This window comes from Acinetobacter sp. BIGb0196 (genome assembly GCF_011759595.1).
In the GTDB taxonomy this organism is placed as follows: domain Bacteria; phylum Pseudomonadota; class Gammaproteobacteria; order Pseudomonadales; family Moraxellaceae; genus Acinetobacter; species Acinetobacter guillouiae.
In genome coordinates, this window is the sequence record NZ_JAAOZA010000002.1 from 147,448 (window position 1) to 174,216 (window position 26,769).

Annotated in this window: 25 protein-coding genes and 2 pseudogenes; 13 read left to right on the plus strand and 14 right to left on the minus strand. The window is 38.6% G+C overall.

The window, feature by feature from the left end; genetic code table 11:
* Positions 1-223: 223 nt before the first annotated feature.
* The 12 genes from FHR28_RS13430 (at position 224) to FHR28_RS13485 (ending at position 11,133) form a co-directional block, all read left to right on the plus strand.
* On the plus strand, positions 224-970 hold the full coding sequence (locus FHR28_RS13430) for a YciK family oxidoreductase (protein ID WP_004723535.1): 747 nt from the start codon (positions 224-226) through the stop codon (positions 968-970).
* Between the two features lie 215 nt (positions 971-1,185).
* Positions 1,186-1,341 (plus strand): hypothetical protein, encoded by a 156-nt coding sequence (locus tag FHR28_RS13435; protein ID WP_004823607.1) that lies wholly within the window; start codon positions 1,186-1,188, stop codon positions 1,339-1,341.
* A 281-nt stretch (positions 1,342-1,622) separates the two neighbouring features.
* Complete coding sequence (locus FHR28_RS13440; RefSeq protein ID WP_166782867.1) at positions 1,623-2,021, plus strand: RcnB family protein; 399 nt, start codon at positions 1,623-1,625, stop codon at positions 2,019-2,021.
* Between the two features lie 207 nt (positions 2,022-2,228).
* Positions 2,229-2,525 (plus strand): RcnB family protein, encoded by a 297-nt coding sequence (locus FHR28_RS13445; protein WP_166782868.1) that lies wholly within the window; start codon positions 2,229-2,231, stop codon positions 2,523-2,525.
* Between the two features lie 193 nt (positions 2,526-2,718).
* Positions 2,719-3,081 (plus strand): RcnB family protein, encoded by a 363-nt coding sequence (locus FHR28_RS13450; protein ID WP_105714171.1) that lies wholly within the window; start codon positions 2,719-2,721, stop codon positions 3,079-3,081.
* Positions 3,082-3,501: 420 nt separating this feature from the next.
* Positions 3,502-4,857 (plus strand): amino-acid N-acetyltransferase, encoded by a 1,356-nt coding sequence (gene argA, locus FHR28_RS13455; protein WP_034618293.1) that lies wholly within the window; start codon positions 3,502-3,504, stop codon positions 4,855-4,857.
* A gap of 335 nt (positions 4,858-5,192) precedes the next feature.
* Positions 5,193-6,152 carry a sulfonate ABC transporter substrate-binding protein gene (locus tag FHR28_RS13460; protein ID WP_105714170.1) on the plus strand — a complete coding sequence of 320 codons (960 nt, stop codon included), beginning with the start codon at positions 5,193-5,195 and terminating at the stop codon, positions 6,150-6,152.
* Positions 6,153-6,246: 94 nt separating this feature from the next.
* A complete protein-coding gene (locus tag FHR28_RS13465; protein WP_085942780.1) occupies positions 6,247-7,179 on the plus strand; it encodes a sulfonate ABC transporter substrate-binding protein in 933 nt (310 codons plus the stop codon).
* A gap of 21 nt (positions 7,180-7,200) precedes the next feature.
* Positions 7,201-8,370, plus strand: coding sequence for an FMNH2-dependent alkanesulfonate monooxygenase (gene ssuD, locus FHR28_RS13470; RefSeq protein ID WP_166782869.1), 1,170 nt, complete (start codon positions 7,201-7,203; stop codon positions 8,368-8,370).
* On the plus strand, positions 8,367-9,188 hold the full coding sequence (ssuC, locus tag FHR28_RS13475) for an aliphatic sulfonate ABC transporter permease SsuC (protein WP_004723544.1): 822 nt from the start codon (positions 8,367-8,369) through the stop codon (positions 9,186-9,188). Before ssuD ends, ssuC begins: the two co-directional genes overlap by 4 nt.
* 9 nt (positions 9,189-9,197) lie before the next feature.
* Positions 9,198-9,995 (plus strand): ATP-binding cassette domain-containing protein, encoded by a 798-nt coding sequence (locus FHR28_RS13480; RefSeq protein ID WP_105714168.1) that lies wholly within the window; start codon positions 9,198-9,200, stop codon positions 9,993-9,995.
* A gap of 523 nt (positions 9,996-10,518) precedes the next feature.
* A complete protein-coding gene (locus tag FHR28_RS13485) occupies positions 10,519-11,133 on the plus strand; it encodes a TetR/AcrR family transcriptional regulator (protein ID WP_016539535.1) in 615 nt (204 codons plus the stop codon).
* Positions 11,134-11,236: 103 nt separating this feature from the next.
* Here the strand turns inward: FHR28_RS13485 and FHR28_RS13490 are convergent, their stop codons facing one another.
* Positions 11,237-11,803, minus strand: a complete 567-nt coding sequence (locus FHR28_RS13490) for a 5'-methylthioadenosine/S-adenosylhomocysteine nucleosidase (protein ID WP_166782870.1) — start codon at positions 11,801-11,803, stop codon at positions 11,237-11,239.
* Between the two features lie 158 nt (positions 11,804-11,961).
* On the opposite strand from FHR28_RS13490, the gene FHR28_RS13495 reads away from it, so the two are divergent.
* Positions 11,962-12,504: an NADPH-dependent FMN reductase gene (locus tag FHR28_RS13495; protein ID WP_166782871.1), complete on the plus strand. Its 543-nt coding sequence runs from the start codon at positions 11,962-11,964 to the stop codon at positions 12,502-12,504.
* 227 nt (positions 12,505-12,731) lie between these two features.
* Here FHR28_RS13495 and FHR28_RS13500 read toward each other — a convergent pair whose 3' ends face one another.
* From FHR28_RS13500 to FHR28_RS13555, 13 genes and pseudogenes are all read right to left on the minus strand, one after another.
* Positions 12,732-12,998 (minus strand): PAAR domain-containing protein, encoded by a 267-nt coding sequence (locus FHR28_RS13500; RefSeq protein ID WP_004723549.1) that lies wholly within the window; start codon positions 12,996-12,998, stop codon positions 12,732-12,734.
* A 38-nt stretch (positions 12,999-13,036) separates the two neighbouring features.
* The gene (locus FHR28_RS13505) at positions 13,037-13,801 is read right to left on the minus strand and encodes an OmpA family protein (RefSeq protein ID WP_374759608.1); all 765 of its coding nucleotides are present in this window, start codon (positions 13,799-13,801) and stop codon (positions 13,037-13,039) included.
* A 4-nt stretch (positions 13,802-13,805) separates the two neighbouring features.
* Positions 13,806-14,297 (minus strand): annotated as a pseudogene (locus FHR28_RS22140) (type VI secretion system-associated protein TagF); the annotation flags it as partial.
* A gap of 71 nt (positions 14,298-14,368) precedes the next feature.
* Positions 14,369-14,765, minus strand: a pseudogene (tagF, locus tag FHR28_RS22145) (type VI secretion system-associated protein TagF); the annotation flags it as partial.
* 34 nt (positions 14,766-14,799) lie between these two features.
* Positions 14,800-18,702 (minus strand): type VI secretion system membrane subunit TssM, encoded by a 3,903-nt coding sequence (gene tssM, locus FHR28_RS13515; protein ID WP_259192033.1) that lies wholly within the window; start codon positions 18,700-18,702, stop codon positions 14,800-14,802.
* A 37-nt stretch (positions 18,703-18,739) separates the two neighbouring features.
* Positions 18,740-20,131, minus strand: coding sequence for a hypothetical protein (locus FHR28_RS13520; protein ID WP_166782874.1), 1,392 nt, complete (start codon positions 20,129-20,131; stop codon positions 18,740-18,742).
* A complete protein-coding gene (gene tssG / locus FHR28_RS13525; protein WP_034617199.1) occupies positions 20,132-21,124 on the minus strand; it encodes a type VI secretion system baseplate subunit TssG in 993 nt (330 codons plus the stop codon). It lies immediately after the preceding gene.
* On the minus strand, positions 21,088-22,896 hold the full coding sequence (tssF, locus tag FHR28_RS13530) for a type VI secretion system baseplate subunit TssF (RefSeq protein ID WP_004823592.1): 1,809 nt from the start codon (positions 22,894-22,896) through the stop codon (positions 21,088-21,090). The genes tssG and tssF overlap by 37 nt, the downstream gene beginning before the upstream one ends.
* Positions 22,897-22,913: 17 nt before the next feature.
* Positions 22,914-23,387, minus strand: coding sequence for a type VI secretion system baseplate subunit TssE (gene tssE / locus FHR28_RS13535; RefSeq protein ID WP_004723556.1), 474 nt, complete (start codon positions 23,385-23,387; stop codon positions 22,914-22,916).
* Between the two features lie 63 nt (positions 23,388-23,450).
* Complete coding sequence (locus FHR28_RS13540) at positions 23,451-23,954, minus strand: Hcp family type VI secretion system effector (RefSeq protein ID WP_004723558.1); 504 nt, start codon at positions 23,952-23,954, stop codon at positions 23,451-23,453.
* A gap of 46 nt (positions 23,955-24,000) precedes the next feature.
* Positions 24,001-25,482, minus strand: a complete 1,482-nt coding sequence (gene tssC, locus FHR28_RS13545) for a type VI secretion system contractile sheath large subunit (protein ID WP_004823591.1) — start codon at positions 25,480-25,482, stop codon at positions 24,001-24,003.
* On the minus strand, positions 25,475-25,984 hold the full coding sequence (tssB, locus tag FHR28_RS13550; protein ID WP_004723560.1) for a type VI secretion system contractile sheath small subunit: 510 nt from the start codon (positions 25,982-25,984) through the stop codon (positions 25,475-25,477). The genes tssC and tssB overlap by 8 nt, the downstream gene beginning before the upstream one ends.
* 29 nt (positions 25,985-26,013) lie before the next feature.
* Positions 26,014-26,658, minus strand: coding sequence for a hypothetical protein (locus FHR28_RS13555; protein WP_166782875.1), 645 nt, complete (start codon positions 26,656-26,658; stop codon positions 26,014-26,016).
* Positions 26,659-26,769: the final 111 nt, after the last annotated feature.

Sequence of the window (26,769 nt, forward strand, 5' to 3'; positions counted from 1 at the left end):
AAATAACACTGAAACATCTTGAATATGATGTTTCAATGTTTTTATATAGAAGATAGCACTGTTGGCACTTCGGCTCGCTTTACGAGAAGCAGTTCTTTTCCAACAGTGCAAAGTAAGACATATAAAATTTAATCATTCTAAATGATGAGAAACATTGTTTGATCGGGTAACGACATTGCGTCCAAAGCCTAAATGACATCATAACAACTATAGGAGGTCTCCCATGAAGTATTCAGAATATCAACCTCGCCCAGATTTATTGAAGGATAAAATTATCCTTATTACGGGTGCGGGAGACGGTATTGGACGTGCAGCTGCGCTCAGCTACGCCTTACACGGCGCAACAGTCGTGTTACATGGTCGCACGCTCAATAAACTTGAAGTCATTTATGATGAAATTGAATCACTTGGTGCCCCGCAACCTGCCATTCTTCCTTTGCAGCTTTCTACTGCCTCTTCACGTGACTATGAACTGCTTGTCGATACTCTAGAGCAACAATTTGGCCGCTTAGATGGTATTTTGCATAATGCCGGAATCTTAGGAGAGCGTGTTGAGTTGGCACATTATCCAGAAGAGGTTTGGGATGATGTGATGGCGGTGAATTTACGTGCACCCTTTGTGCTCACCCAAGAATTACTGCCTTTACTGGAAAAATCAGAAAATGCATCAGTTGTTTTCGCCAGCTCTGGTGTAGGACGTGAAGCACGTGCGCAATGGGGCGCTTACTCGGTTTCAAAGATTGCGATTGAAGCGGTCAGTAAAATATTTGCTAAAGAAAATACTTATCCAAATATTCGATATAATTGTATCAACCCAGGTGGGACCCGTACCGCTATGCGTGCCAAAGCTTATCCTGATGAAGATCCAAAAGTTTTACCATCACCTGAAGCCATCATGCCTGCTTATCTCTACCTCATGGGAGATGATAGCCTTGCGTTGAATGGTGAGAGTATCGACGCACAAGATTAGGGTCTGTTTCTCCGCGCTTTTCGAAGCGTGGAGAAAATCATAAGAGATCCTGTCATTTAAAATATTGATCACAGAGTGAAAATAAAAATTTAATAAAAGCCCATATCAAAATCGCTTTACCCAATAAAAACTATAACTTTATTCAGTTTCTTAAATAATAACGCTTCCTCTATAGTGTTACTCAAGTTAAGCAGATCCATTTGAGGCGTTTTTTTATGAAAGATTTAAAACATAAAGTAGAGATGATTCGTTCTATCGAACAACTACAGCTTCCAAATCAGTTTATTCAGGCCTTAGATGATGCCCATCAAGCTAAAGAGATTATCAAAGCAATCAATTATTTAAAGGAGATGAATCAGCAGTGGTATTAATCATTCAGGCTCAATTTATAGTGGGGTCATCTCTCTAAGCCTGCATACAAGTTTATTTTCATAAATATTTACATTTTTTAGTCACACATTCCGCTTAAAAAAATTTGCTGCGATGCATTACAGGCCAAAGCTTTGCAATAACCCTTTTCACTTTTACAGAAATATGTTTTTATTATGTCTGTCATTTTAAATGAAAAACTGAACTTTCTTCACAGTTTCTCTGCAATTTAGCAGTACAGTAGTGAGGTCAAAATAAACATATTGAATAAGCGAGGACGATTATGAAAAAGATTTTAGCGATCATCGCCATCTCTTTATCAACGCTGTTGACGGCTCAGATCAGCAGTGCAGGTCCTCATTTTGACAATGACAATGGTTTTGATCGTGGCAAAAGCGAACGTGGAGATCGTGGACGCAATCATCGTGATCGTGGTGATGATGACAACATTCAAGAACAGCGTCGTGAACGTGAAGAACGTGGTGTAAAACGTTTGCAACAGCACAAATGGCAAATGGGTTATGTAATGCCACAACATTATCGTGGTAATAGTTATAAAGTTGATTATAAAGATGAAAATCTTCCAAAGCCTTCACGTAATCAACAATGGTATAAGATTAACAATGACTATATCTTGGTCGACTCAGACAATAATAATATTGTGAATATCCGAGGGATGTAGTTTTTAAATATTTTGGTTTCATAGGCTCAAACACCTTTTTGTTTGAGCTTTTTTTTGTCTAAATTTCATCATTTACAATCTGTTTTTAAAAAACTCTAGAAACCTCCATAAAATTGACAATTGAATGATATTTCTTCATTTTTTATCTTAACTTAAATTGTAATTTGAATGATCGGATAAAGCATCCGTCTGAAAAGGTCGATTCAAATGAGAAAAGTTCTAAGCACAATCACACTATCACTCAGTGCCTTAGTTGCTACTTCAGCAATGGCTGACTGGGATCATGGTCAAAATCATCGCCCTGTTGCATCACATGAAAAATTTGAATGGCGAGAAGGTGTAATTTTACCTGATCGTTATCATGACAATCGCTATTATGTGAATGATTATCGTGCATACAAAAACCTGCATCAACCGGCTAAATTTGAACGCTGGTATAAAGTAGATGGTCGTTATGTACTGGTTAATGAACGCAACCACCATATTATCCGTGTGATTCGATAATATCCAAACTACGATATTTACAGCCCAAATTCTTTTTTGGGCTTTTTTATTTATGAAAAGAAAAACCTCAATGGGTCTCTTCATCAAGTCTTCATACATTTCACAATTCACCTAAATCTTGCTCACCGTTTATCTCAAATTATTGAGTAATTTAATTACATCAAAGGACAAAAGTTCAATTCAGGTGAATCAAATGAAAAATATCTTAACGACACTGGCTTTATCGATGAGTGCACTGATTGCAACGTCTGCGATGGCTGCACCGCATGATTATCATCGAAATGATCACAATCGCTATCAACAAAGCCATTGGGATCATAAACATGACAATCGTTGGAATAACAACAACCATTATGACAACCGAGTAAATTCGAGTCAGCGCTGGCGCTCAGGGCAATACTTCCCGACTCAATTCAATTCTTCGCGTTATCATGTCAATTATAAAAACTACCGCCAGTTACCTAAACCTGGAAGATATCAGCAATGGTATAAAGTAAATGGTGATTATGTGCTGGTAAATGAGCGAAATAATCGTATTATTCGTGTGATTGGTTAATGCCAATATTTTAACTTTTAAACCCAACTCAGCTTGGGTTTTTTCACATTTTGAGAATATGATTAAAATCTAATTGATTGGGCAAATAAATAAACTACATACTTTCATTTATATCTCCATAGTTTCTCTATATTTTACGATTAGATTGAATCTGAACTGGTTAATTATTGAGTTAGTTAGGAAAGACAAATATCCTCATTAAATTGTTCAAAATGAAAAGATTAACTTGTGTAATTTCAATGAACAGTAATCCTTAAAATATTTGGTTTTTAACTCAATAATCAAATCTGAATCGCAACACTCATATGACCCTTTTGCACTCGTCCTCCCACGTTCGAGTGCTTTTTTTATTTTGACTATTATTCTTGCACTATTTTTGTTTAGAATCGCTGTATCGCAATCATCAATACTGAGATAGGCATGCAAACCGACAGTTTAGAAACAATACAAAGCACAACGCAAGAATACGTGCATTGGTTTCGTCACTCTGCACCCTATATCAATGCCCATCGTGGTAAAACTTTTGTATTGATGTTTGGTGGTGAAGCTGTTGAACATGAAAATTTTCAGCATATTATTCATGATATTGCGCTACTGCATTCATTGGGCATACGACTCATTTTAGTCCACGGCGCTCGCCCGCAAATTACGGCCAACTTGCTTCACAATAAAATTCAAAGCCCGATCCATATCAACCGTCGTGTCACCACACGTGAATCACTGCCTTGTGTTATGAGTGCCGTTGGTTCGATTCGTCTACAAATCGAAGCTTTATTGTCTATGGGACTAGCCAATTCACCTATGTTTGGCGCACGCATTGATGTGGTCTCAGGTAATTTTGTCACAGCAAAGCCGTATGGCATTCGTGATGGTGTCGATTTCCAACTCACTGGCGAAGTTCGCACGATTGATACTGAAGCCATTCAAGGCCATTTAGGCAATCAAAATATTGTGTTACTTGGCCCTACAGGGTATTCCACCACAGGTGAAGTATTTAACTTACTTGCGGAAGAAGTTGCGACAAAAACGGCCATTCATATCAAAGCCGATAAATTGATTTTTTTAGGCAATCAACAGGGCTTAATGGATGAATACGGGCAATTGAGACGTGAAATTACCCCGCAACAACTCGATAAGCATATTGAAAAATACCAAGATTCAAATTTTGAAATCGCTTTGCATTTGCACAATGCAAAAGAAGCCTCACTAAAAGGCGTAAATCGCGTTCATCTGCTTTCCTATAGCGATGATGGTGCATTGATCAAAGAGCTCTTCACCCGTGATGGACATGGCACCATGATCACCGATGCCCATTATGAAGAAGTTCGTATGGCAAATATTGGTGATGTTGGCGGTTTGATTAATCTATTACGCCCTTTGGAAGATGAAGGTATTTTAGTCTATCGCTCACGCGAACGTTTAGAAAATGAAATCGAAAAGTTTGCCGTCATTGAACGAGATGGAACAATTCTCGCCTGTGCTGCGCTCTACCCGATTCCATCAACAGACAATGAAGTGCAATCGGCCGAAATTGCTTGTGTAGCCGTACACCCAAGCTATCGCAAATCTAATCGTGGTAGCCAAATTTTGCATTTCCTAGAAGAAAATGCACGTCAATTGGGTATTCAACAACTGTTTGTATTAACCACGCGAACCGCACACTGGTTCTTAGAGCATGGATTTGAACTGGCCAATGTTGATGATTTACCCGAAGCCCGACAAGCGCTGTATAACTATCAACGTAATTCGATGGTCTTTAAAAAATCAATTGCTTAAAATTGATGAATTTTTTTATTCTCAATCAATTATCACATTTGCTGCTAAGCTTATCGCTATAGATTCCATCAAGCAGAATATTTTCTTATTCTTGAGAGTGGAATCTATATATGGTGATTGAATAATACAAATAACATCATAATTTTCAAATTCTTATAACATTATATTTTTATAGAATATCCACTTTATATTTCTCATTTACAGCTAAGCTTAGCAGTTAATTATTTATCTGTTTTTTTCATTAGCAATCACTAAAAACTTATTTTTTTGAAAATACAAAGCCTTTTAAGCTGATGCTCATGCCTTTTTCTGACTTTATAGGAGCATCGTGACTCATGGCGAGCTTATTTCAACCTTCGTGGAAAAAAATCACCCTTATTAGTGCTAGCCTTGCCACCATCATGATGCTTACTGGATGCTCAAAACCACAAGAAACCACAACCTTAAATATCGGTTTTCAAAAATATGGGGTCTTGCCCATTATCAAAGCACGTGGCGACTTAGATAAAGCCCTAAAGGAAAAAGGGGTAAATGTGAAATGGGTTGAATTCCCTGCTGGTCCTCAACTCCTAGAAGGTTTAAATGTCGGTAGTGTGGCCTTTGGTGAGTCTGGGGAAGCACCGCCTATTTTCGCCCAAGCTGCAAACTCAAATCTGGTCTATGTTGCCAATCAACCTGCTGCACCTTTGGCTGAAGCCTTAATTGTGCCGAAAGATTCAGCCATTCAATCAGTCCAAGATTTAAAAGGTAAGCGTGTAGTTTTGAATAAAGGTTCAAATGTACATTATCTTTTACTCAAAGTTTTAGAAGCAAATCATTTAAAACTTGATGATATTCAAGTGGTCTACCTACCACCAGCTGATGCACGTGCTGCCTTTGAAAAAGGTGCTGTAGATGCTTGGGTCATTTGGGATCCGTTCTTTGCTGCTGCTGAAAAACAACTCAATGCCAAAGTCATTGCGACAGGTCAAAACTTGGTCAACAACCACCAATTCTATTTGGCTGATCGTAAGTTTGCCGAACAACATCCCGATGTTTTAAAAATTGTGGTCAATGAACTGAATACGACAACGCAGTGGGTGTCTCAACATCAAACCGATGCGGCAAAACTCTTAGAAAAACCGACGGGCTTACCGCTTGATATTTTGAATACCTCAATTTCTCGTATGGGTTTTGGTGTGACTCCAATTTCTAACGATGTGGTAAAGAAACAGCAAGCTGTCGCAGATGCTTTTTATCAACAAAAACTCATTCCCAATAAAATCAACATTCAAGCAGCTGTTTTAGCGAATTAATTTCGCCAACAGCGCCGTTAAAGAGGACATTAATATGACCCAGCAAATCGCACAACAAAACACAGCCTCATGGTTCAATGCAACGACTCATGCCATGACCACGATGTTGATCTGTAGCGCAATGCTGGGGTCAGCCTCTGTGTGGGCAATCGATCCAACGGTAAAAGAATTACGTATTGGCTTTCAAAAAAGTTCTATTAATTTTGCAATCGCCAAACAACAAAAGTTGTATGAGAAAGAATTCCCAAATGCCAAAATTACTTGGAATGAATTCCCTGCGGGCCCTCAAATTTTAGAAGCCCTTGCTGTAGGTTCTCTGGATGTTGGTGTCACTGGCGATACCCCGCCAGTATATGCCCAAGCCGCGAATAAACCGCTGTACTACATTGCCTATGAAGCAGCCAAGCCGTTGGCTTCGGCAATTTTAGTGCCTAAAGATTCAAAAATCACCAAACTGAATGAGTTGAAAGGTAAACGTATTGCGTTGCAAAAAGGCTCAAGTGCGCATTATTTATTGGTACAAGCTGTCCGTAAAGCTGGTTTGCAATGGTCAGACATTCAACCGATTTGGTTAACCCCTGCTGATGCCCGTGCTGCATTTCAAAAAGGTGCTGTCGACGCTTGGGCGATTTGGGACCCATTCTTTGCTTCTGCTCAAGTCGAAGATCAAGCGCGTATCCTCGCCTCAGGGCAGGGTTTAAGTCCGAATTATACCTTCTATTTAGCATCGCCAGATTTTGTAAAGAAATATCCTCAAGCAGTTAAAGGCATTATCCAGCAAATTAATACTGCTGATAAATGGGTACAAGCCAATCGTGTCGCAACAGCACAAGCCATCGGGCAAAGCACTGGTTTAAAACCGAAAGTTAGTCAAACTTTTATTGAGCGACGCCCAAGACCTTCGGGTGCAGCACCGCTTTCAGCAAAAGTAATTGCAGATCAGCAACAACTGGCCAATCGTTTTAGCGAACTCAAAATTATTCCAAACAGCATTGATATTAAACAAGCGGTTTGGACAGCGAAATAATATTTTCTAAGGATGAATGAAATGAAAATCTTCTGGTTTATTCCTACTCACGGTGACAGTCGTTATTTAGGCACAAGCAAAGGCGCTCGCCAAGTAGACCATGCTTATATGAAACAAATTGCTGTAGCTGTGGATAATTTGGGCTATGAAGGTGTACTCATTCCCACGGGACGTTCATGTGAAGATCCATGGATTACTGCTGCGAGCCTGATTGATGCGACTAAAAATTTAAAATTCTTGGTTGCGTTACGTCCAGGCGTAACAACGCCTGCACTCGCGGCACGTATGGCTGCAACTTTTGATCGTCTATCCAATGGACGGGTTTTACTCAACCTCGTTACAGGTGGTGATGAGCAAGAATTGAAAGGTGATGGCGTATACGAAGACCACGCTTCACGTTATAAAACAGCAGCTGAATACACCACGATTTGGCGTGAAATTTTAAAACGTTCACATACAGGTGAATCATTTACCTTCCATGGCGAACGTTTAAGTGTAGATGAAGCCAAGTTGCTTTATCCACCGATTCAAGTACCTTACCCACCACTCTGGTTTGGGGGCTCTTCTGAGGATGCGATTGAATTGGCTGCTGAGCAAGTTGATACCTATTTGACTTGGGGCGAACCACCTGCTGCGGTCAAAGAAAAAATTGCAGTAGTGAAAGCGAAAGCCAATGCCAAAGGTCGTCAACTTAATTATGGTATTCGTTTACATGTCATTGTTCGTGAGACCAATGAACAAGCATGGCAAGCTGCCAATGAACTGATCCAATATGTAGATGATGCGACGATCGCCGCTGCACAGAAAAAATTTAAACAAATGGATTCCGTCGGTCAGCGCCGTATGGCTGAACTACATAATGGTGATCGTAGTAAGCTTGAAGTATCGCCAAATCTTTGGGCAGGAGTTGGACTCGTTCGTGGCGGTGCAGGTACGGCTTTGGTCGGTGATCCACAGACTGTTGCAGATCGTATCCAAGAATATGCAGATTTAGGCATCAATACCTTTATTTTCTCAGGCTACCCACATTTGGAAGAATCTATTCGCTTTGCTGAACTAGTATTCCCATTACTGCCGTTGGAAACACGCAAGAAACTCACGCAACCTAATTTGACTGGACCATTTGGCGAAATCGTTGCCAATAATTACACCCCTGAAGAAAATAAGAAACCATTACAGGAGCCTGCATGAATGCCTTAATTAACAATGCTGCTCCAGCCAAAAGTACTGCCGTTTCACGTGGAACGAAACAAATTGGGCAGCGTTTGCTGCCTTGGATTGTGCCGATTTTACTGATTGTCATTTGGCAAATTGCGTCTAAAACAGGATTGCTTGAAAGCCGTGTTTTACCTGCACCGACAGCGGTAGTCTCTGCGTTTTGGACACTTTTAGTCAGCGGTGAGCTTTGGCAGCACGTCAAAGTCAGTGCTGGTCGCGCGCTACTTGGCCTCTTAGTTGGTGGTGGGCTCGGTCTATTTTTGGGACTGCTTAATGGTTCATCAAAAGTTGCATCCAACTTATTGGATACCACCTTGCAAATGATCCGAAATATTCCAGCATTGGCGCTGATTCCATTGGTTATTTTATGGTTTGGAATTGATGAGTCTGCAAAACTCTTTTTAGTGGCTGTCGGTGTGTTTTTCCCGATCTACATCAATACCTATCATGGGATTCGTTCAGTTGATCCTCAATTGATTGAAATGGGAAAAAGCTATGGGTTAAGCAGATGGCAATTGTATAAAGACATTATTTTACCGGGCGCAATGCCTTCAATTTTAGTGGGTTTACGCTTTTCACTGGGGTTGGTTTGGGTACTGCTGATTGTGGCAGAAACAATTTCCGCACAATCTGGAATTGGTTATATGACCATGAATGCGCGTGAATTTTTACAAACAGATATCGTGCTAGTAGGTATCTTGCTGTATGCCCTTTTAGGCAAACTTGCCGATGTATTTGCACAATTTTTAGAAAAATACCTATTGCGTTGGCACGCAGGTTATCAAAAATAGGAGTCTGATATGACCGATTTAAGCATTAGCCAATATGCCAATGACTTGGTGGCACCAACTGAGATTGTTGAAGAACAACAAGCAAAAATTGGTGCAGAAATTTCGATCGAACAACTGCATAAATATTATGGTGAAGTTAAAGTTCTTGAGGACTTAGATTTAAACATTGAAGCAGGTGAATTCGTTGCAATTGTGGGACGCAGCGGTTGTGGTAAAAGTACCCTACTGCGTTTAATTGCCGATTTAGAACAGCCCAGTTATGGTGAAATCAAATTTAAATCCTTATTAAATTTCCGTGAAGGGATCATTGCAGATGATATTCGGGTGATGTTCCAAGATCCACGCTTATTGCCATGGAAAAGTATTCTAAAAAATGTGCAATTGGGTCTAGCCAAAAACCAATTTTCTAAAGCTGAGCAATTATTAGAAAAGGTTGGATTAAAGGAGAAATCTGGACTTTGGCCATCACAGCTTTCTGGTGGACAACGCCAACGAACGGCGCTTGCTCGTGCTTTATCACATACACCACGAGTCTTATTACTGGATGAACCTTTAGGTGCTTTAGATGCATTGACGCGACTAGAGATGCAGAATTTAATTGAAAAGTTATGGTTAGAACAAGGCTTTACCACCATCCTTGTTACCCATGATGTCAGTGAAGCGGTTCAACTCGCCGATCGTATTATTCTTTTGGATAAAGGACATATTGCGCAACAGTTTCAAGTCGATTTACCACGTCCACGTCAAAAAGGTGTGGCATTTGCAGAACTTGAACAACAGGTACTTAGCGCTGTGCTTGCGACATGAACAGCAACAAAATACGCTTTTGTTGGCAATGCAAGGTATTGTCGGGCAGAATATTTTTGTCTTTGTATATTTACCTTGCGGAACCATGTTGCTGATCTTGAATAATTAAATCGAATATTTTGTCGTTTTGATCGGATAGAAAATGTTCGCTGTCACAAATATGTTTAAGTTTTCAACTGTTTCTATTGATTAAAAATGAGCTGGATATTTTAAAGCAAGTCAGTTTTCTTAAATGAAAATTAAATCATGCTATTTAAGATTATCTAATTTTTAAATTAACTCAAAAATTAACCTTATACTAAAAAATGTCACAAAATTTAAATATTAAGTCATAACTGACAGAATTTTAAAATAAGATTTGCTCCAGTTTAGTGCAAAATTAGATAATAGGGATCTACGATCGACTTAATAATAAAACTTCATCATTATTTATCAGAAATATACCAAAATAATGCTGCTTTCTGTGCACAAATCAAACATTTTACCGTACAATTTAATAATCAGTTTTTCGATTAAAGATGCGATGGAACAAAAAAAGAGTGCTCAAAAACGCCAGCAGCTGCTCAATGCTGCACTTGACGTATTTTCTGTCTATGGTTTCAACGGCGCAAGTCTAGATGAAATCGCTCAATTAGCAGATATGCATAAATCCAATATTTTCTACTACTATGAAAATAAAGAAGCCTTATATGTTGAAGTGCTAACGACAGTTATGCAGAAATGGTTAGCACCGTTGCAGTCGCTTGAGTCAGAATTGGAACCGACAGAAGCTTTGTCACATTACATCATGACCAAAATTGAAATCTCTAGAACTCAGCCTAAAGCTTCAAAACTTTTCGCGTTAGAAGTGATTCAAGGCGCACCACATATTTTACCGATCCTCAAAGGCCCACTTAAAAAGCTCTTTAAACGCAAAGCTAAAGTGATTTTAAACTGGCAGGCGCAAGGTAAAATATCAGATCAAATCGATGCTGAATTGCTGATTATTAATATTTGGGCATTGACTCAAAATTATGCAGACTTTAGTACTCAAATTGAAATGGTGACTGGTAAAACTTTGCGTAATAAAAGTATGTGTCAACGCGCAATTGAACATACAATCCATATGACTTTATATGGTGTGTTACCGCGCAATTAATCATCCAATATACTTATTGGTTATTTTGGCAAACGGCCATAGAGTTCTATGGTCGCCAAGACTCAATTTTAAACTTTATATAATACTCAAACAAACTAAGTCTTTAATAAATAGACTGATATAGTTTTAACAACTTTTGTGCACCCAATAATAAATTATCTTCCCAATCTAAATGTGCGGTGTCATTTGCACCATCTGTAATGTATTTAATCGAAACTAAACGCACATCTAATTTTTTACAGACTTTAGCCAGTGCATAGCCTTCCATATCGACCAAGTTACAGCTCACTTTGGGTTGTCCTGTTTCAAAACTATCCCCTGTACCACAAACACCCTGCGCTAAATGTGGAAAATACGATTCTAAATGAATTTCGCGTGGAAAATGCTCATCCATTGGCGTAACGCCCACATCAAAACCGAGTGGGGAAACATCCATATCACGTTGCACAAAGGTTTTTACCTCAATCAACTCATGGGCATCAAAGAAAGAACTTCCTGCACTACCTAAATTCAGTATGGTTTTACAGCCGGTTTTTTGAATAACATCGAATGCCGTATAGGCTGCATTAATCTTGCCAATCCCGCTATAGTGGACAGTGATACCTGCTTGTTCAAATAACCCTTTAGATTCATTGGGTAAAGCCATAATCAGTGCAATGTCGTCTTTCATATCTATTCAAAATTAAAATTTTCCTTATTAGAATGGAAATTCAAATCCTGATCAATCTTATTGTTAACTCAAAATTTTAAAATCATATACAAATCACTACTGTACCTATGACCTTGATTGCGCATAATGTTTTAATAGAAAAATAGAGATGAAAATAAATGAATATCCAAATCATCGTGGGCAGTATTCGAGAAGGTCGTGTTGCCATTAAAGTCGCAGAATGGTTACTTAAAGAAATCCAAAAACTCGACTTCAGTACCCTCAATGTTGAAATTGTAGATTTAAAAGAATGGGATTTACCTTTCTTTGCCGGAAAAAACTCACCCGCCTCAGGAATCTATGATCAGCCTAAACAGCAAGAATGGGCGAAAAAAGTTGCTTCTGGAGATGCGTTTATTTTCATTACACCAGAATACAATCACGGCTATAGTCCTGTACTGAAAAATGCCATCGACTTCGTTTATAAAGAATGGCAGAGTAAACCTTCGGCTTTTGTCAGCTATGGCGGTACCAACGGTTCACGTTCAATTGATCAAATCAAACAAGTCTGTGCTTTTATTGGCATGATTGACTCTAATGCAGTCATTGAACTGCGAGATATTGGACAACGTGGTAAGAGTGAAACCTTTGAGGGAAATGAGTTTGATAATAAAGCAGTCAAGTCTGTGGTAAACAAACTCATCCAATATTCCAATGTCTAAAATCACATTGTACGCTTTAGCTTACATCACTTGCATGCATTGACGGCTAGGGAAGTTGAAGCAAATCCCCTATTCTATCGTCATAGGGAACAGGAAGTTTCCCAGACATAAAACAATAATAATCGGTCTGTACATCAGGAAGTGAGGTAGAACAGGAGTTTACCTAGCGAACCAATACGAAAAAGCCCCGTCAGGATGATGGGGCTTTTTTTTATAACTTGGACTTTTTAATTTTGCCCAACTGTTAATGACTGATCACCAATACATTTACATCCGCAAGATAAAGGTGAATTATGCTGAGCAGCGGGCTTTCCCATCACCAACATATGATTATCACCTGCAACAATGCTGGCGACACATTTATGCTTGGGACAAGTCGCCTTATCCCCTACACACGCAATCGCTTTACCATCAATCAGAAAAGAAGACTGAGCAGAAATAATTTTTCCACCACCTGTCGTGGGTGACCCTAACGTGATATATGGAAGTGCCATAGTGCCTACCTTTTATTGTTTTGTTATTGAATAAAAATTTATAAAACATCGAACTCAATACGGCGGTTCTTTTTACGCCCATCTTCAGTTGCATTATCAGCAACAGGTTTGGTTGAACCCAGACCAGCTGTGCTTAAACGAGTCGGTGCAATGCCTTTCGTAGTTAAGTATTGCTTCACCGCTTCAGCACGTTGCAAACTCAAATCCTGATTCTTCTGTGGATTACCTTGGCTGTCAGTATGCCCCACAATTTTAACATTTTTACCTTGGACTTTATTTAATGCAACCACCATCTCGTCTAAGATTTGTGTACCTGTTGTGGTAAGTACAGCTTTGCCAGATTCAAACTCAATAATTCGATTTTTTAGGGCATTATCAATCACAGATTGCTCAGCAGCATTCACTGAAATTTGAGAATTAAATCGATAAGGTGACTGAACTAAGGATTGGAATAAACTGGTGGTTGGCTGAATATCAGTTTGCACACCCATTTTCCCAACCAATTCAACTTGCGTGCCTCGTACAGAGAGCTTACCTTGGCTAATCTTCTTTAAATCTGGGGTAATCACACGTGTAACCGAATCACTCCAGCCATTCGGTGCGGATACGGCTCGAATTTGGATTTTATCAACAACTTGATCATCACCATAAACCGCTTTTAACTTCGCCAAGATTGCTTGTTTGGTCATGTCATTCGGCACAGCACCTTCAACCACAATCGGGGCAGCAAACACATTGAATGAACAAAATAAGCTAGAAATAAGCGCAAATTTTTTCAATATTTTGACTTGTTTATTTTTCATATCATTATTCATCTATAAATGTTTGTCTAAAAATTTTCATGCCTTGAACCAGACTCAATTGACGTTCACATAAAGACTGTTCTAGTGCTGCTAGACCTGCATTCTGTTCCAAATAGGCATCAATCCATAACGGTTTGACCAAAGACACCCAATGATCATTTTGCATATTTTGAGTGAAAATATTACTCAAAGCCGTGATATCTGCCCCTTGGAATCCAAATAATAAAATTGGAGACTCCTGGTGAAGAATACCAATCAAGATCTCTGTATTACTTTTTTCTAAAAAGCGTCCGATTAAGTTGACCCAAAAGGCAGCAATTTCATAGCAATAATTATGATTATTAATCGGTAAAATAAGCACCTTAGATAACTTACTGGTACCGTGTTTAAGCACCGGCTGTAGTAATAAGCCCAAACCCAACATACTTTGTGCCAATTCATAAGGCGTGATCTTCATCATTTGTGCAAATGAATGCATGGTATGATTTTCAAAAAAGTCCTGCGTTTTTAATTCAGGTAGAACCTGTATTTCACGATCAATTTCACCCAGCTTATTGATCAATACTTCAGGATCACGAATGGTTCGGATGCTTCGATTTTTTTGAAATAAATCAATCAATACCGGTTTATATTTAAACGGCGCATAGAGTAAGTTTTGAAAGGGGTGATCAACTTCTAATAACTGGCTTAAAACCATTGGAAATTGACGACCAGAACTGTCTTCACTGGTCACCATATTTGCCGCAAGAAACATTCTTTCCTTAGGGTTTGCGATAAAGAAGTCTAAAGGTGCTAATGATTCATAAGCTTGATTAAAATTTTCTTCTCGCATTGCAAGCTCTAAAGCTTCCGTAATCCATTGATCAATCACTTGAATCAATGAATATTGCCCTTTTGTTTTCAGAAAATCACCACGTGCGGGACATTTTCCATAATACAACGGTGTAGACTTTATCGTTTGCATACTTTAATCCCTCGCGTCAAATCGTTCCCTTGAATCATTGAGCCACTCCTTTTCCGGCAGCATTTGCCGCATTGCCAGCAGGTGCCGCAGTTGGGCTTGCTGGTGCGGTTGTCTGAGGCTTAGGTGCAGCTGCTGTCGGTGCAGTCGCACCGCCAAATGGTGAAGCTGCTGGTGAGTTTGCACTTACGGTAACAGGCGCTGCCTGTGCTGCAACAACCAATGGTGCTTTAGGACTTGTGACTCGATCAACCAGTTTTAATCCAACATAGCCACGATTAGAACCAATTGGATTTGAAGCATTACCACTAATTAAACGGAATTGAAGTTTCACAAACAAATCACTGTTTTGTTTGCTTGCCCATGTCATTTCAAAGCTTCCATTCAATGACTTACGTTGTGCGCTATCAATTAATTTATTGATCCCGTATTCACCCGGCTCATCAAATATGGTATGGGTTTGCCCATCTAAATCGATTGCAGTAATACGTGCTCCCGGTATTGCACCAGGATTTGGCCACATGAAGTTAACCCATTGTTGGATGCCATTTTCATAAACCAAGCGCTGCCCATCAATATCAATGGTATAGGACAATAATTTATTGTTAGGGATTGGATAGAATTGGAAATTTGACTGATTGGCTGCAACTGGAGCACCACCTGCTGCTCCCGCAGAAGCACCATTAATTGGGGTAGTATATTGCTCAAAATTCATGACGAATTCAGGATTTAAACCAATACCCATGTTTTTCCATGTCTTCGATGACAACGTATAACCACGACGAATAACGAATGGATCAAGGGTTTCTTTTACAAATTTAGAAATGCTGCCGTTATCACCAAAAATTTGGCTAATTTCACTACTGGTCGCTTGAATGGTTCCAGAAGAGTTAAATGGAACTTTTTGCGAAAGTGTTTGGCTAAATGGTTGGAAAGCCTGCAAGGTCCAAAGTTTATTAATTTCGTCCTGTGCTGGGGTCAACAAACTGTCAAAAGATTGAGTTAATGGACTCACCAACAATTTTTGAACCATTTGCTGATCCAACTCACCCAAACCAACCGTCAATTTTTCATCGACGACTTTTTGAGTGGTGTTGAAAACTGAACTTTGATCATTAATGGTCAGTTTCGCTAAGGCCAAAGCACTTGGACCAAAGTCACCTGCACTGCGTAGATCATTCAGCTTACTTCTGACTTGCGCCATATTCTGTAAATAATCATCCAGCAGTGATTTGTTCTGTAAATCATCACGTTTACGGACCAATTGGTAGAATACTTGGAATTGTTGAGAAATCTGCCCTTGTGCTTGATTCGATGCACGTTGGATATCATCCGTTTTACCTTGACCTAAAACTTTACGCTTAAACCAAGCAATAAAGCCAGTTTGTGGTGCAGCCAGTTCAGCTTGAACGACTGGATTATCCCAACTGGTTTCTTTTGCAACACGGTCAATATAGGTACGGATTGGAGAGTTTTGTGGCTCACCCAACACATCCATGACCTTGGCTTGCTGAACAAAATCAGCACCTTTTGCATAATGGGTAGCATTAATAAACTTCTTCCATTCAGCAATATATTCTTGCTTATACAACTGGGTTAACTGTTTACGAATTTGGTCAGGACTACCACTAAAAGTTAAATCATCTGACTGGGTACTATTCAACACCCAATCTTTGGTATCTGTTGGCTTATTCGCAGCTTCTTCAATAGCTTTATCGACATATTCATCCCATGCTTTTTGGGTAAATATACCAGGCAATGCATAACCACCGAGCATGACATTACGATTGGTTTCACCGACAATTTGCGCCACCGTCACCGCAGGGAATCGAACAGCCGCGCGCATTTTAATTTCATTATAAACGCGATCACGTGCTGGCATTCCACGTACAACAGAGAGCAACACTTGACGGGTTTGATCGACCAATTGCGCATCAGACTCTAACACTGGAAACTTTTTATCATTGGCTAAAGTCATTGAATAGCTCAATATTTTTTCAGCTTTTTGAATCATTTCGCCACGTGGCATTTGCCCACGATTGGTGTCTAACCATGAACGCCAAAAGCGAGTGACTTGGTCACTTAAATGACTCGCATCCATATATTGTGGATTGCTCATCATCAAATAGGCTTTTAACGCATTGTAGGCATCTTGTGGATTGGTATCAGAAGGTTCTGATGCAATCTGTGTCGAAGACGCTTGTTTAATTTCTACATTGACATGATTTTGCTTAAGCGTCTGCTCATTGCCTTTTACACGTTGTAAATATTGTGCAATGTTTTGCTGACTCGGCGCTAAAACAATCTGTTTCACACCTTTTAAATATTCAGCTTTTAATTTTTCTTTTAAGTCATTGCCTTGATATAGACCAAACGAAAACTTCAATGGGCGATGCTGATCAAAATCATCTAATTGCTCTAAACGTTGTTGCAAAATCAGTAAAGCATCGATTTGGGTAGAGAGCTCTTGACCCGAAGTTTGCTCCATTTGCACAACTTTATTTAAATCGGCCTGAACATCTGCAATCAACTGTTGGTTATTACGATAAGACCATACCCATAGACCTAAAATGATGGAAACACCCAATAATGATGCAATAAACGCCAAATAACGTTTACGTTTTGTGGTCGGGTTAATATGTTGTTTAACTAAGTTTTTATCTTTGAGAATGACTTCTGAGAATAGCCCTTTTAAGAAATAGCCATGATTCTGAGAAATTGAATTTTGTGGAATACCATGTTCGCTATTGGGGATTTTAGTCAGCTGAAAATCATCAACAATTTGTTCCGTCATCGGGCTTTCTATCACACCCTCTTGTAAAGCACTGGTAAAGTAAAAGCCACGGAAGACTGGTTTAAATTGATACGGGTTTTCTTCAAATAAAGTACCAATAAACGTTTTTAATACAGGTTTTAAAGTCTTAAATTCAAGTGGGAAAGTCATCACACTTGGTGAAATATTTTGCGCATGACGGCGACTTAAATGGGTGGTACTGACCCCTTTTAATCCATCATATAAAATATTGTAGTGCTTCTCGAAATGTTCTACAGCATTCTGTGATGATTCAGAGTCATAAGGTAAAGTCGCACCCCACACTTGATCAAACTCAGCGGATTCATAACATTCAAAAAATTCAGTGAATCCTGCAATCAAATCCATTTTAGAAAAGACCAAATAAACAGGTGCAAAAATTTCTAAACGTTCAGTTAAGTCTTGAATACGCGCTCTTAAACTTTTCGCCAATTTGATCGATTTTTCAGGGCTTTGACTGACCAACTCAGCCACACTAACAATCACAATTAAGCCATTGATCGGCGCTTTAGAGCGGTTCTTTTTCAGAATATTTAAAAAGCCTAACCATTCTGAATGGTCTTCAGAATACACAGAGTATCGACCAGCTGTATCCAGCAATACCCCTTCTGTTGAGAAAAACCAATCGCAGTTTCGGGTACCACTGAGTCCTGAAGACACCACTTTTTGATGGGTCTCTTCAAAGGGAAATTTTAGTCCAGAATGGTAAATTGCCGAGCTTTTTCCCGCAGCAGGGTTACCAATCACCATATACCAAGGCAACTCATAGAGTGCTGCGTTACCACTTTTATCACCCAATTTAGACTTACGAATCAATTGGATCGAATCTTTCATCTGCTGATTGATCAGATTTAATTCTTCTTTATCTTTTTGTTTTCCATATTCAGCAGTGGTGTCTTGTTGAATCGCTTCAGCCAATGCTTCACCTTGTTCTGCATGTTTACGGCGCTGGATCAACCAGTAGATGCCGTAAATCACCAATCCAAGAATGTAAGCTGCAACCATCATAAAGAAGTACTGACGCGGCACTACACTATATGAAGAAACGAGCGCAACCAGAATCGAAAGCGCAATCACCAGTTTCGGATTTGTGATGTACTGCCATGCATAGCTTAAAATTGTTTGTATCATTTTCTCTATTTCTTTCTAAATTTATCTGTAAGTTCTATGCAAACTCAGTCCCAACAAGCACTTGGGTTTGCTGATGTTCAGCACTATAAACATAACCGTACAACTCATCTTTAAAGTGCAAACTCAACATAAAACCAAAAACTTTGGCTAAGGGTTGGGTATGGCCTAGGCTATTTTTACTGTAAAGATAATGATGCGCTTCAATCGCTGTTTCGGCAAAGTTTTGTTCAAGTTTCTTTAACAGCTTGATCTCTGCTGGGTCGTCTAAGACCAAGACAAAGCGCTGTTCTTGATCAAACTGTTCTGCTTGGTCTAAATTCAACTCTTTTAATGTTTTAGATGCCTGATCAGAATTTAAAGCAATTCGAATATACTTTATTGCTTGTAAATTTTGCAATTCGACCTGAGTATTTGTCATACAACAGGTACTGATATACTCAGATGGAATATATTTTTCAGTCATCCACGTCCGATCATCTATGGTTTCTTGATCAATTTCTGAATCTACTGCAATAAACAGTGATGCCTCAGAATCCAGAAGTTGGGTTCTTTTCAGCAACTTAATCCAGTCTTTATACGCAGTTGTTTCACCCCAATAATGATATTCAGTGCCAAATTGCTGATCGAGAATGCCCAGTTCAGTAAGATAATGATGAACCAATTCTGAAACTGAACTTTCATCCCAGCTATGGAATAAATTTTCTGGCAAAATAATATGAATATTCAAACGATTAAGTCGAGGTACTGCTTCTGCAACCTGTTGTTCTATCGGCTCATCCTCATAGTCACGATGAGGGTCAATCCAAGCAGGATGCATACGATATTCATGTGCAAGTTTCGCATCATAAAAGAGTGCTGAGTTTTTTAGGTGCTCTGCAATTTGATATAAAGTTTCAGTATTCTGTTCTAATTGCTGCTGAATTAATGCACTTATACGCTTTTGACGACTGGAAAGACTAGATGCCTCATCCTCTAACGGTTCTTCAATCTCTTGAACACGGAATGAAAGAATCGGTAAGCCATAACCATTGACCAATTGCGAATCAAGTTCAGGACTTGCCACATCTTGAAGCTGATCAAGCTGTGCTTCATTTTCGCCTAAGGCACTTAAACTTGTCGCTGAATAAACTTTCAAGTCTACCCATTCAATTTTTTCTTCAACTTTAGCTTCAGTGGTTTGTTGTTGTTCTGAACGTTGTTCTGCCTCAATTCTTTGTTGTTCTTTCTTCTCTTGGCGGCTTTGATAAATCTTTTTGATCAACATTGGGCTTAGAATTAACAAAGTAATCGCCGCTGGAATCACCCCAAAGAAAATCAGAAAATCTTGCCCATTTGGGTCATATTTGATATCACGCCAATAAAACACCACGATTACCGAAACCAGTAATATTGTGCTGACTAAAGTTCCTAAAATTATTTTGATCACTTATGACACTCCAATCAGTGCATAACAGGTTTCATCATTGTCACTTTGAGTTTTTGGCATCACAAAAGCACCTTGTGCCAAACCGATTTGTGTTGTTGAACTCAGTTGTAAAGGCTGGACTTCCTCTTTTGCCAAGACTAAACGTAGATCGACAAGTAAGGTGGGACTACACCAACTTTGCAGAATTTTCTTTAACTTCTTACTCAATTTTTTCTTGGGTAAAAATTCTAAATACTGTGCATGGCTCAATGGTCCAATTTGAATCTCAATTTTTCCATCAATTTGTCGGATCGTTTCTCCACAAAAAGTATTTACACCTAACAAAAAAGGCTGCTTGCCTCCCAAAGTGGTTTTCTGATCATCGCCGAGTTTAAACTTTTCGGTAATATATTCTTTGACTTCAACGTGTTGATTGAACACACAGGTCAGCATTGTCTTGAGTGCATGGGCGGTATTGTTTTGCCCCTGCATCAGCCCAGAAAATTCAGCAAAATAATCGTCTAAATCACTCTGTTGATGCTGTGTCCGAATATAACCATTTAAAGCATGCAGGATTTCTAAGTAATTATTTTCTTTTTCAACTTCATAACGTACAGGCAGGTTATAACTTAAACTGGCTTCAACAAATTGAGCTGTAAGCTTATGATTAAATAAGCCTAAAAACTTTTGAACTTCAACACGCTGTTTACGCGGTGCTTGTTTCACTTTATTGGTATAGGTATACGGCATTGCGCCTTGCATACCAGTTAAACCGACAATCAAATTGGTAAGATGAATTTTTTCATCTTGTTGTTCGAGTAATTCAATTTCATGTTTTGGGAAGTTCAAATTTAATGAACTTTCAAAAAGAAAATCGTCAGACCAATTCTTTAAAACAGCAGTATTGGGCGCATGTCTAAATAATCGTGTGGTTTGGATAAATTCAAAAGCTGTAGGGGTTTTAAAAAGCTCATCAATTACAGAAGCTTCTTGCCACCAACGTTCTGTACGCATTGGTATAACTCCTGTTTTGTATTTAAATCTCGAACAAAAACGTCAACAAAACTGTTCATCTGAACTTTTAAGTTAAAGATATGACTGATCAATTCGCTGAAAATATATAAGCTATGCCCTCTAAAGACTTGGACATCCACATCCATTAAAACCTTGACCCCACGGACAAACATTGGAAAGGGTTTGGCTTCAACCAGTTTATTGGTGATTTCAAACTCAATTTTTTTAATTGCATCAATAATTAAATGATTTTCTTTAGATTTTGGTAGGTTATAAAGCTCTAATAATTCTTTAATATGGCTGACAGCATCACCCTTCATTAACGCTAAAGTATTTAATGAAAGATGCGAAATAATACGCCATTGTTCATTCTTATTTTTTTCAAATTGGAACGGTGCAGTAGGTCTTTTTAACACCAATGCACGACGAGCAACGGTACTGTCATTCAAATTCAAGACATTGTTTGACTGACCTAAAGCTTCGTGCGGTAATTCACGATTGGAACATAACAATTTACAACTGACAAAATCAGACTTAATACTGTGCGGTTCTAATTGTTTAGAAATAATCGAATAGCCCGTTTCGACATATTGATTTTGTAAAACGGTTGGATTTAATGCATAAAAAAACTGAATATCATCACCGTGATAATGACTCATGGCAAAGAAAGGTAAAATCGGATAAACCACTTGATCTTGGTTGCTTTTTTCACGGATCAAATTCATTTCAACGATTGAATACACTTGATAGAACTCAGGATGATGTGCATCTGTCATCAAAGGATATTCTAAGTTTTTATGATTGATTTTTTGTGGCTCAGCTTGTTTCTCAAACAAATTGACGACTGGGCTGGTAAATAACTTAAAATTTGCCACATTCAATTCTGAATAATTGCGAATAATGGCTTGGTCATTTAAATTCAGTTTTAAATGGATCTGCACTTCAAAACTTAGATTTTCTTCTTTTAATAATTTTAAAAAATCTAAATTCAAATTTAAATAACTAAACTTTTCAGGAAAGCAGAAATATTCGATTAATAATCGGTAAGCATGATGGGTATGTTGATCAACCGGCAATAAACTTTCATTTTCATCAAAACCCATCACTTCAAACGGATTTTTTATCGCCACAACTTTATGATTGATACGAAGACTAAAACTGGTCTCTTTATGAAAGATATGATCTAGAACTTGCAAAGGAAAGTTTGAAATCGCATCCAAATAAATGGGGAGCTTTTCATTTTTCAACCAATTTTTAGCAGGGTTTAATAACTCAAATTTTAAATTTAATGTCGCATTTTGGTTTAAATGAATATGTGCGCTAGGATTGGTTTGGAAACTCAGGCTTTCCAGTTGGATCGGCAGTAATTTAACTTCAGCACTGGTATTAAACTCACATTGGACACCTTTGAAACTTCTCGATTTTAAAGTGGTCCCTTTGGGAATAATATGAACATCTGTCAATTGTTTTTGCTTGTTTAAGTCTTCAAAACTCACAACTGAACACGCCGGAAAATGGCGTAAATATTGAGGAAACATCACCTCAAATAAAGAACGTGTAAAGATGTCGTAACTATCAGCTAACTTTTTATCAATACGTGCGGCAATTAAAGAAAATGCCTGTATCAGGCGTTCAATATGTGGATCATCAATTTGTTCTTGATTTAAAGATAATCGTTGTGCAATTTTTGGGTATTTATCTGCAAAGGCACGCGACTGCTGTCCAAATTCTTGTAATTGCTTTTCATAATACGGTAAAAGTTCTTCTATCACGACATACCTACTTTATTTTAAGATCTGGCAGAAATCACATATTGCTGTGTTGTTGGCTTAAGTAAGGCATCAAAAATTACAGGTTCATAAAGTGGGTGGATATTTAAATAAGCTTGAATGCTTAGGCATAACGAACCAACATTTTGGTCATCTAACTGCATTTCTACTTTAATTTGTTTTAAGCGTGGTTCATGTGCAGCAATCGATTGTTCTATGGACTGGCAGATGGTATCTCGATCGGTTGGATTCGCTGTGGAAAGCCCAACAAAATCAATAATGCCAAATTGTACGATAGACTTTTTTACTAAAGGGAAATCATCGATTTCCAAATCTAGCTTGGCAATTCGTGTATTTAATAAGTCTTCTAAATCATGAGCAACAGACTCTCTTAACTCATGAATCGAAAGCCCTTTGATATAATCATCTTCAACAATTAAACGATCAAATAGTGTAGATCGAAATCCATATGGGTATAGTTGATCTAAATTCATAATGTATATTCTAATAATATGGAACAGATAGGGACCCGAGTCCCTATCTGTTCCAACAAACAATTAAGCAGCGTAAGATGCTGTATTGTTAGAAAGAGACCATTTCTTAGTAACGGCACCTTTAGCAGAACCGTTAATATCTTGTTGATTATAAGTCCACTCAACCGCAGCATATTTAAGACCAAATGCTTCAGTTGGAACACCTTCTTCATTTACCGTAGGCGTTACACTTGAAACAAGTACATGCTTAAGTTTGATTTGAAGGTACTTAATACGTTTGTCACCATTTGCACGGTAGAAGTCAATTTGAACTTCATCAAATGTATAACCCGCAGAACAAGCTTCCCAAAGTTTTGGACTAGTTGCATCCAAATCTTTAACAAAAAGCATATCTGAGTGTTCTACACGTTCAGCAGTATGACCACCAACGCTTGAAGAAGTCGCAGATTTCGGCTGACGAATATTATGAGACCAAGAATTAACTTCTAGCCAATTTTTGTGCTCAGAATCACGTGACTCGCCATCAACCTTGTACTTACCTTGGAATTGAACGTATATATCTTTCATTGGATTACCCTTATTTTTTAAAGTTATTATTTAGCCACGCTCTATTTTAATTCGAGGACTGAGGTAACTCAGTGACAAGTCGCAAAGAAACCGACAACTCATCTAGCTGGAAATGCGGTCTTAAGAAGACCACAGACTTGTAGTGCCCTGGCTCTGCAGGATTCTCTACAACTTTTACAGAAGCTTCACGCAATGGATACTGCGCTTTAGCTTCTTGTGAAGCACCATCATCAAGCAATACGTATTGTGATAGCCATTCATTTAAAAATGCTTCTACATTACCCGCTGAAGCAAAGCTTCCGACTTTATCTCGCATCATCGCTTTTAAATAATGTGCAATTCGAGAAACTGCCATGATGTATTGGATCTGGCTCGATAATGATGAGTTCGCATTTGCGGTATCACTGTCATACTTCTTCGGTTTTTGCGTAGACTGTGCACCAAAAAATGCTGCGTAATCTGTATTTTTACAATGAACAAGTGGAATAAAACCTAAGTCACTCAACTCTTTCTCACGACGGTCAGTGATCGCAATTTCAGTTGGGCACTTAAATACAACTTCACCATCATTGGTTTTGAAAGTATGTACTGGTAAGCCTTCGACCATACCACCACCTTCAACACCGCGAATCGCAGCACACCAACCATGGAGGTCAAATGCATTGGTCAAACGAGTACCAAACGCATAAGCTGCATTCATCCACAAATATTCATCATGGTTTTGCCCTGAAACTTCTTCCACAAAGTTAAAGCCTTCAGTCGCCCAACCTTCTTTTGGATCATAAGGCAAACGGCCTAAAACGCGTGGCATTGTCAACGCAACATAACGAGCGTCATCGCTTTCCCGGAAAGAACGCCACTGTACATATTCTGCTGTTTCAAATACTTTTGAAACGTCACGAGGACGATCAATATCTGTAAATGATTCAAGGCCTAACATATTACTGCTTGCTGCCGAAATAAACGGAGCATGTGCCGCTGCTGCAACATGTGAAATCTGTTCTAACAGATACATGTCTGAAGGAGTACGGTCAAACTCAAAGTCACCGATCAATGTTGCATAAGGTGCACCACCGAATGAACCGTATTCTTCTTCATAAACTTTTTTAAACAAAGTACTTTGATCGAAATCTGTCGCACCTTGGAAATCTTTGACCAATTCTTTTTTCGTTGTGTTTAACATACGAATTTTGATCAATGGATTTGAAGGTGACTCCTGACAGAAGTAATACAAACCACGCCAAGTCGATTCAATTTTCTGAAACTGCTCATTGTGCATGATTTTACTGAGCTGCTTTGAAATCAACGCATCTATTTCAGCAATACGCTTATCAATCGATAAAGACATATTTTCTGAAACAGTGATTGTTCCTGCCATCACTTCTTTGGCCAATTCACCAATCAAGCTTTTCGCACGGTCATGCTCTTCGTCATTACGTGCAATTCGGCTACGCTCCACGATAGAATCAAGTAAACTTACTTCTTCTACGGCTGCATCTTGCACAGTATTGGTTTGTAAATTACTCATTTTCAGGACCCGCCTCAGCGCTTAATTTACGAATCTGATCAGTATTTTGTAAGACTTCATCAAGTAAATCTTCCAAACGCTCACTATTTGAAATCTTGTTTCTCAAATCCGTTAAGCGTTCACGAGCTTCAACTAATTTTCTCAATGGTTCTACTTGTTGTACCACTTGTTCTGGTCTGAAATCTTCCATCGATTTAAAGGTTAAGTCGACCGACATACGCCCACCCTCTTCAGTCAGCGTATTTTCAACTTGATATGCGGCACGTGGAGACAACGACTCCATCACTTCATCAATGTTTTCTAAGTCGACATTAATAAATTTTTTATCTTTTAATTTGGTTTTTTCTAACTCAGAAGCAGCAGAAAAGTCACCTAAAACACCTACAACAAAAGGTAACTCTTTAATTTCTTTACCATCACCAACTTCAACATCATAAGTCAGTTGAACACGTGGTGGTCGGATTCGCTGTAATTTCTTCTGTACACTTTCACGTTTTGACATTTTTGTTATCCATTAATTTGGGCAATAAATTATGTTGGGAAGTTCGGTCTTGGTGCTGATGACGTAGACTTCGGTTTCGCTGGCGTCGCAGTAGGCTTTGTAGCTGGTTTTGCAGCAGGCGTTGAGCGTGTTGGTGTAGTACGACTCTTTTGAGGGCGACTTACCTTCTGAGGGCGAGTACGCTCTACAACTGGGGCACTTTCCTGATTTTTTTCAACCAAAACTGCTGCTGGCATTGCTTGTCTAACTGCGTCAGTAAAACTTTTCGCAACAGGATAGGTTTTATCCTCAGTCAAATATCTCATTTCACGCGTGCGCATTTTATTCAATGCATCAGAAGCTAAGCCAATTCCTGCAAGGAATTTAACATCCGTTAATTCATTGCTTTGGATGTTTTGCATTTCTAAATAATTGACAATTTGGATGGCTTTATCATTTTTTCCAATTTGCTGAAACTTCTCTGCCGCTGAAACCAACAGTTTGTTTTTATTGTCTTTATTTTTCTTATCACACAATTGTGAATAGACCGCCAACAACTCAGGATTGGTTTCTCCCTCGACCATTGGGTAATCTTTTATACAGGATCTTTTTAGTTTGATTTCATCATCCGCGTAGACAAATGTAGTCGCCAATGATGCGCCAAGAACTAAAATATATGGAATAAAATTCTTCAAAATCCAACCTCAATATTTACTTGATTCAGTTATTCAATAGATTTACTTTTGATGTTTTATAAATATGTATAATTAAGCAATTTCGTTAAAGACTTAAAAATAAGACTAAAA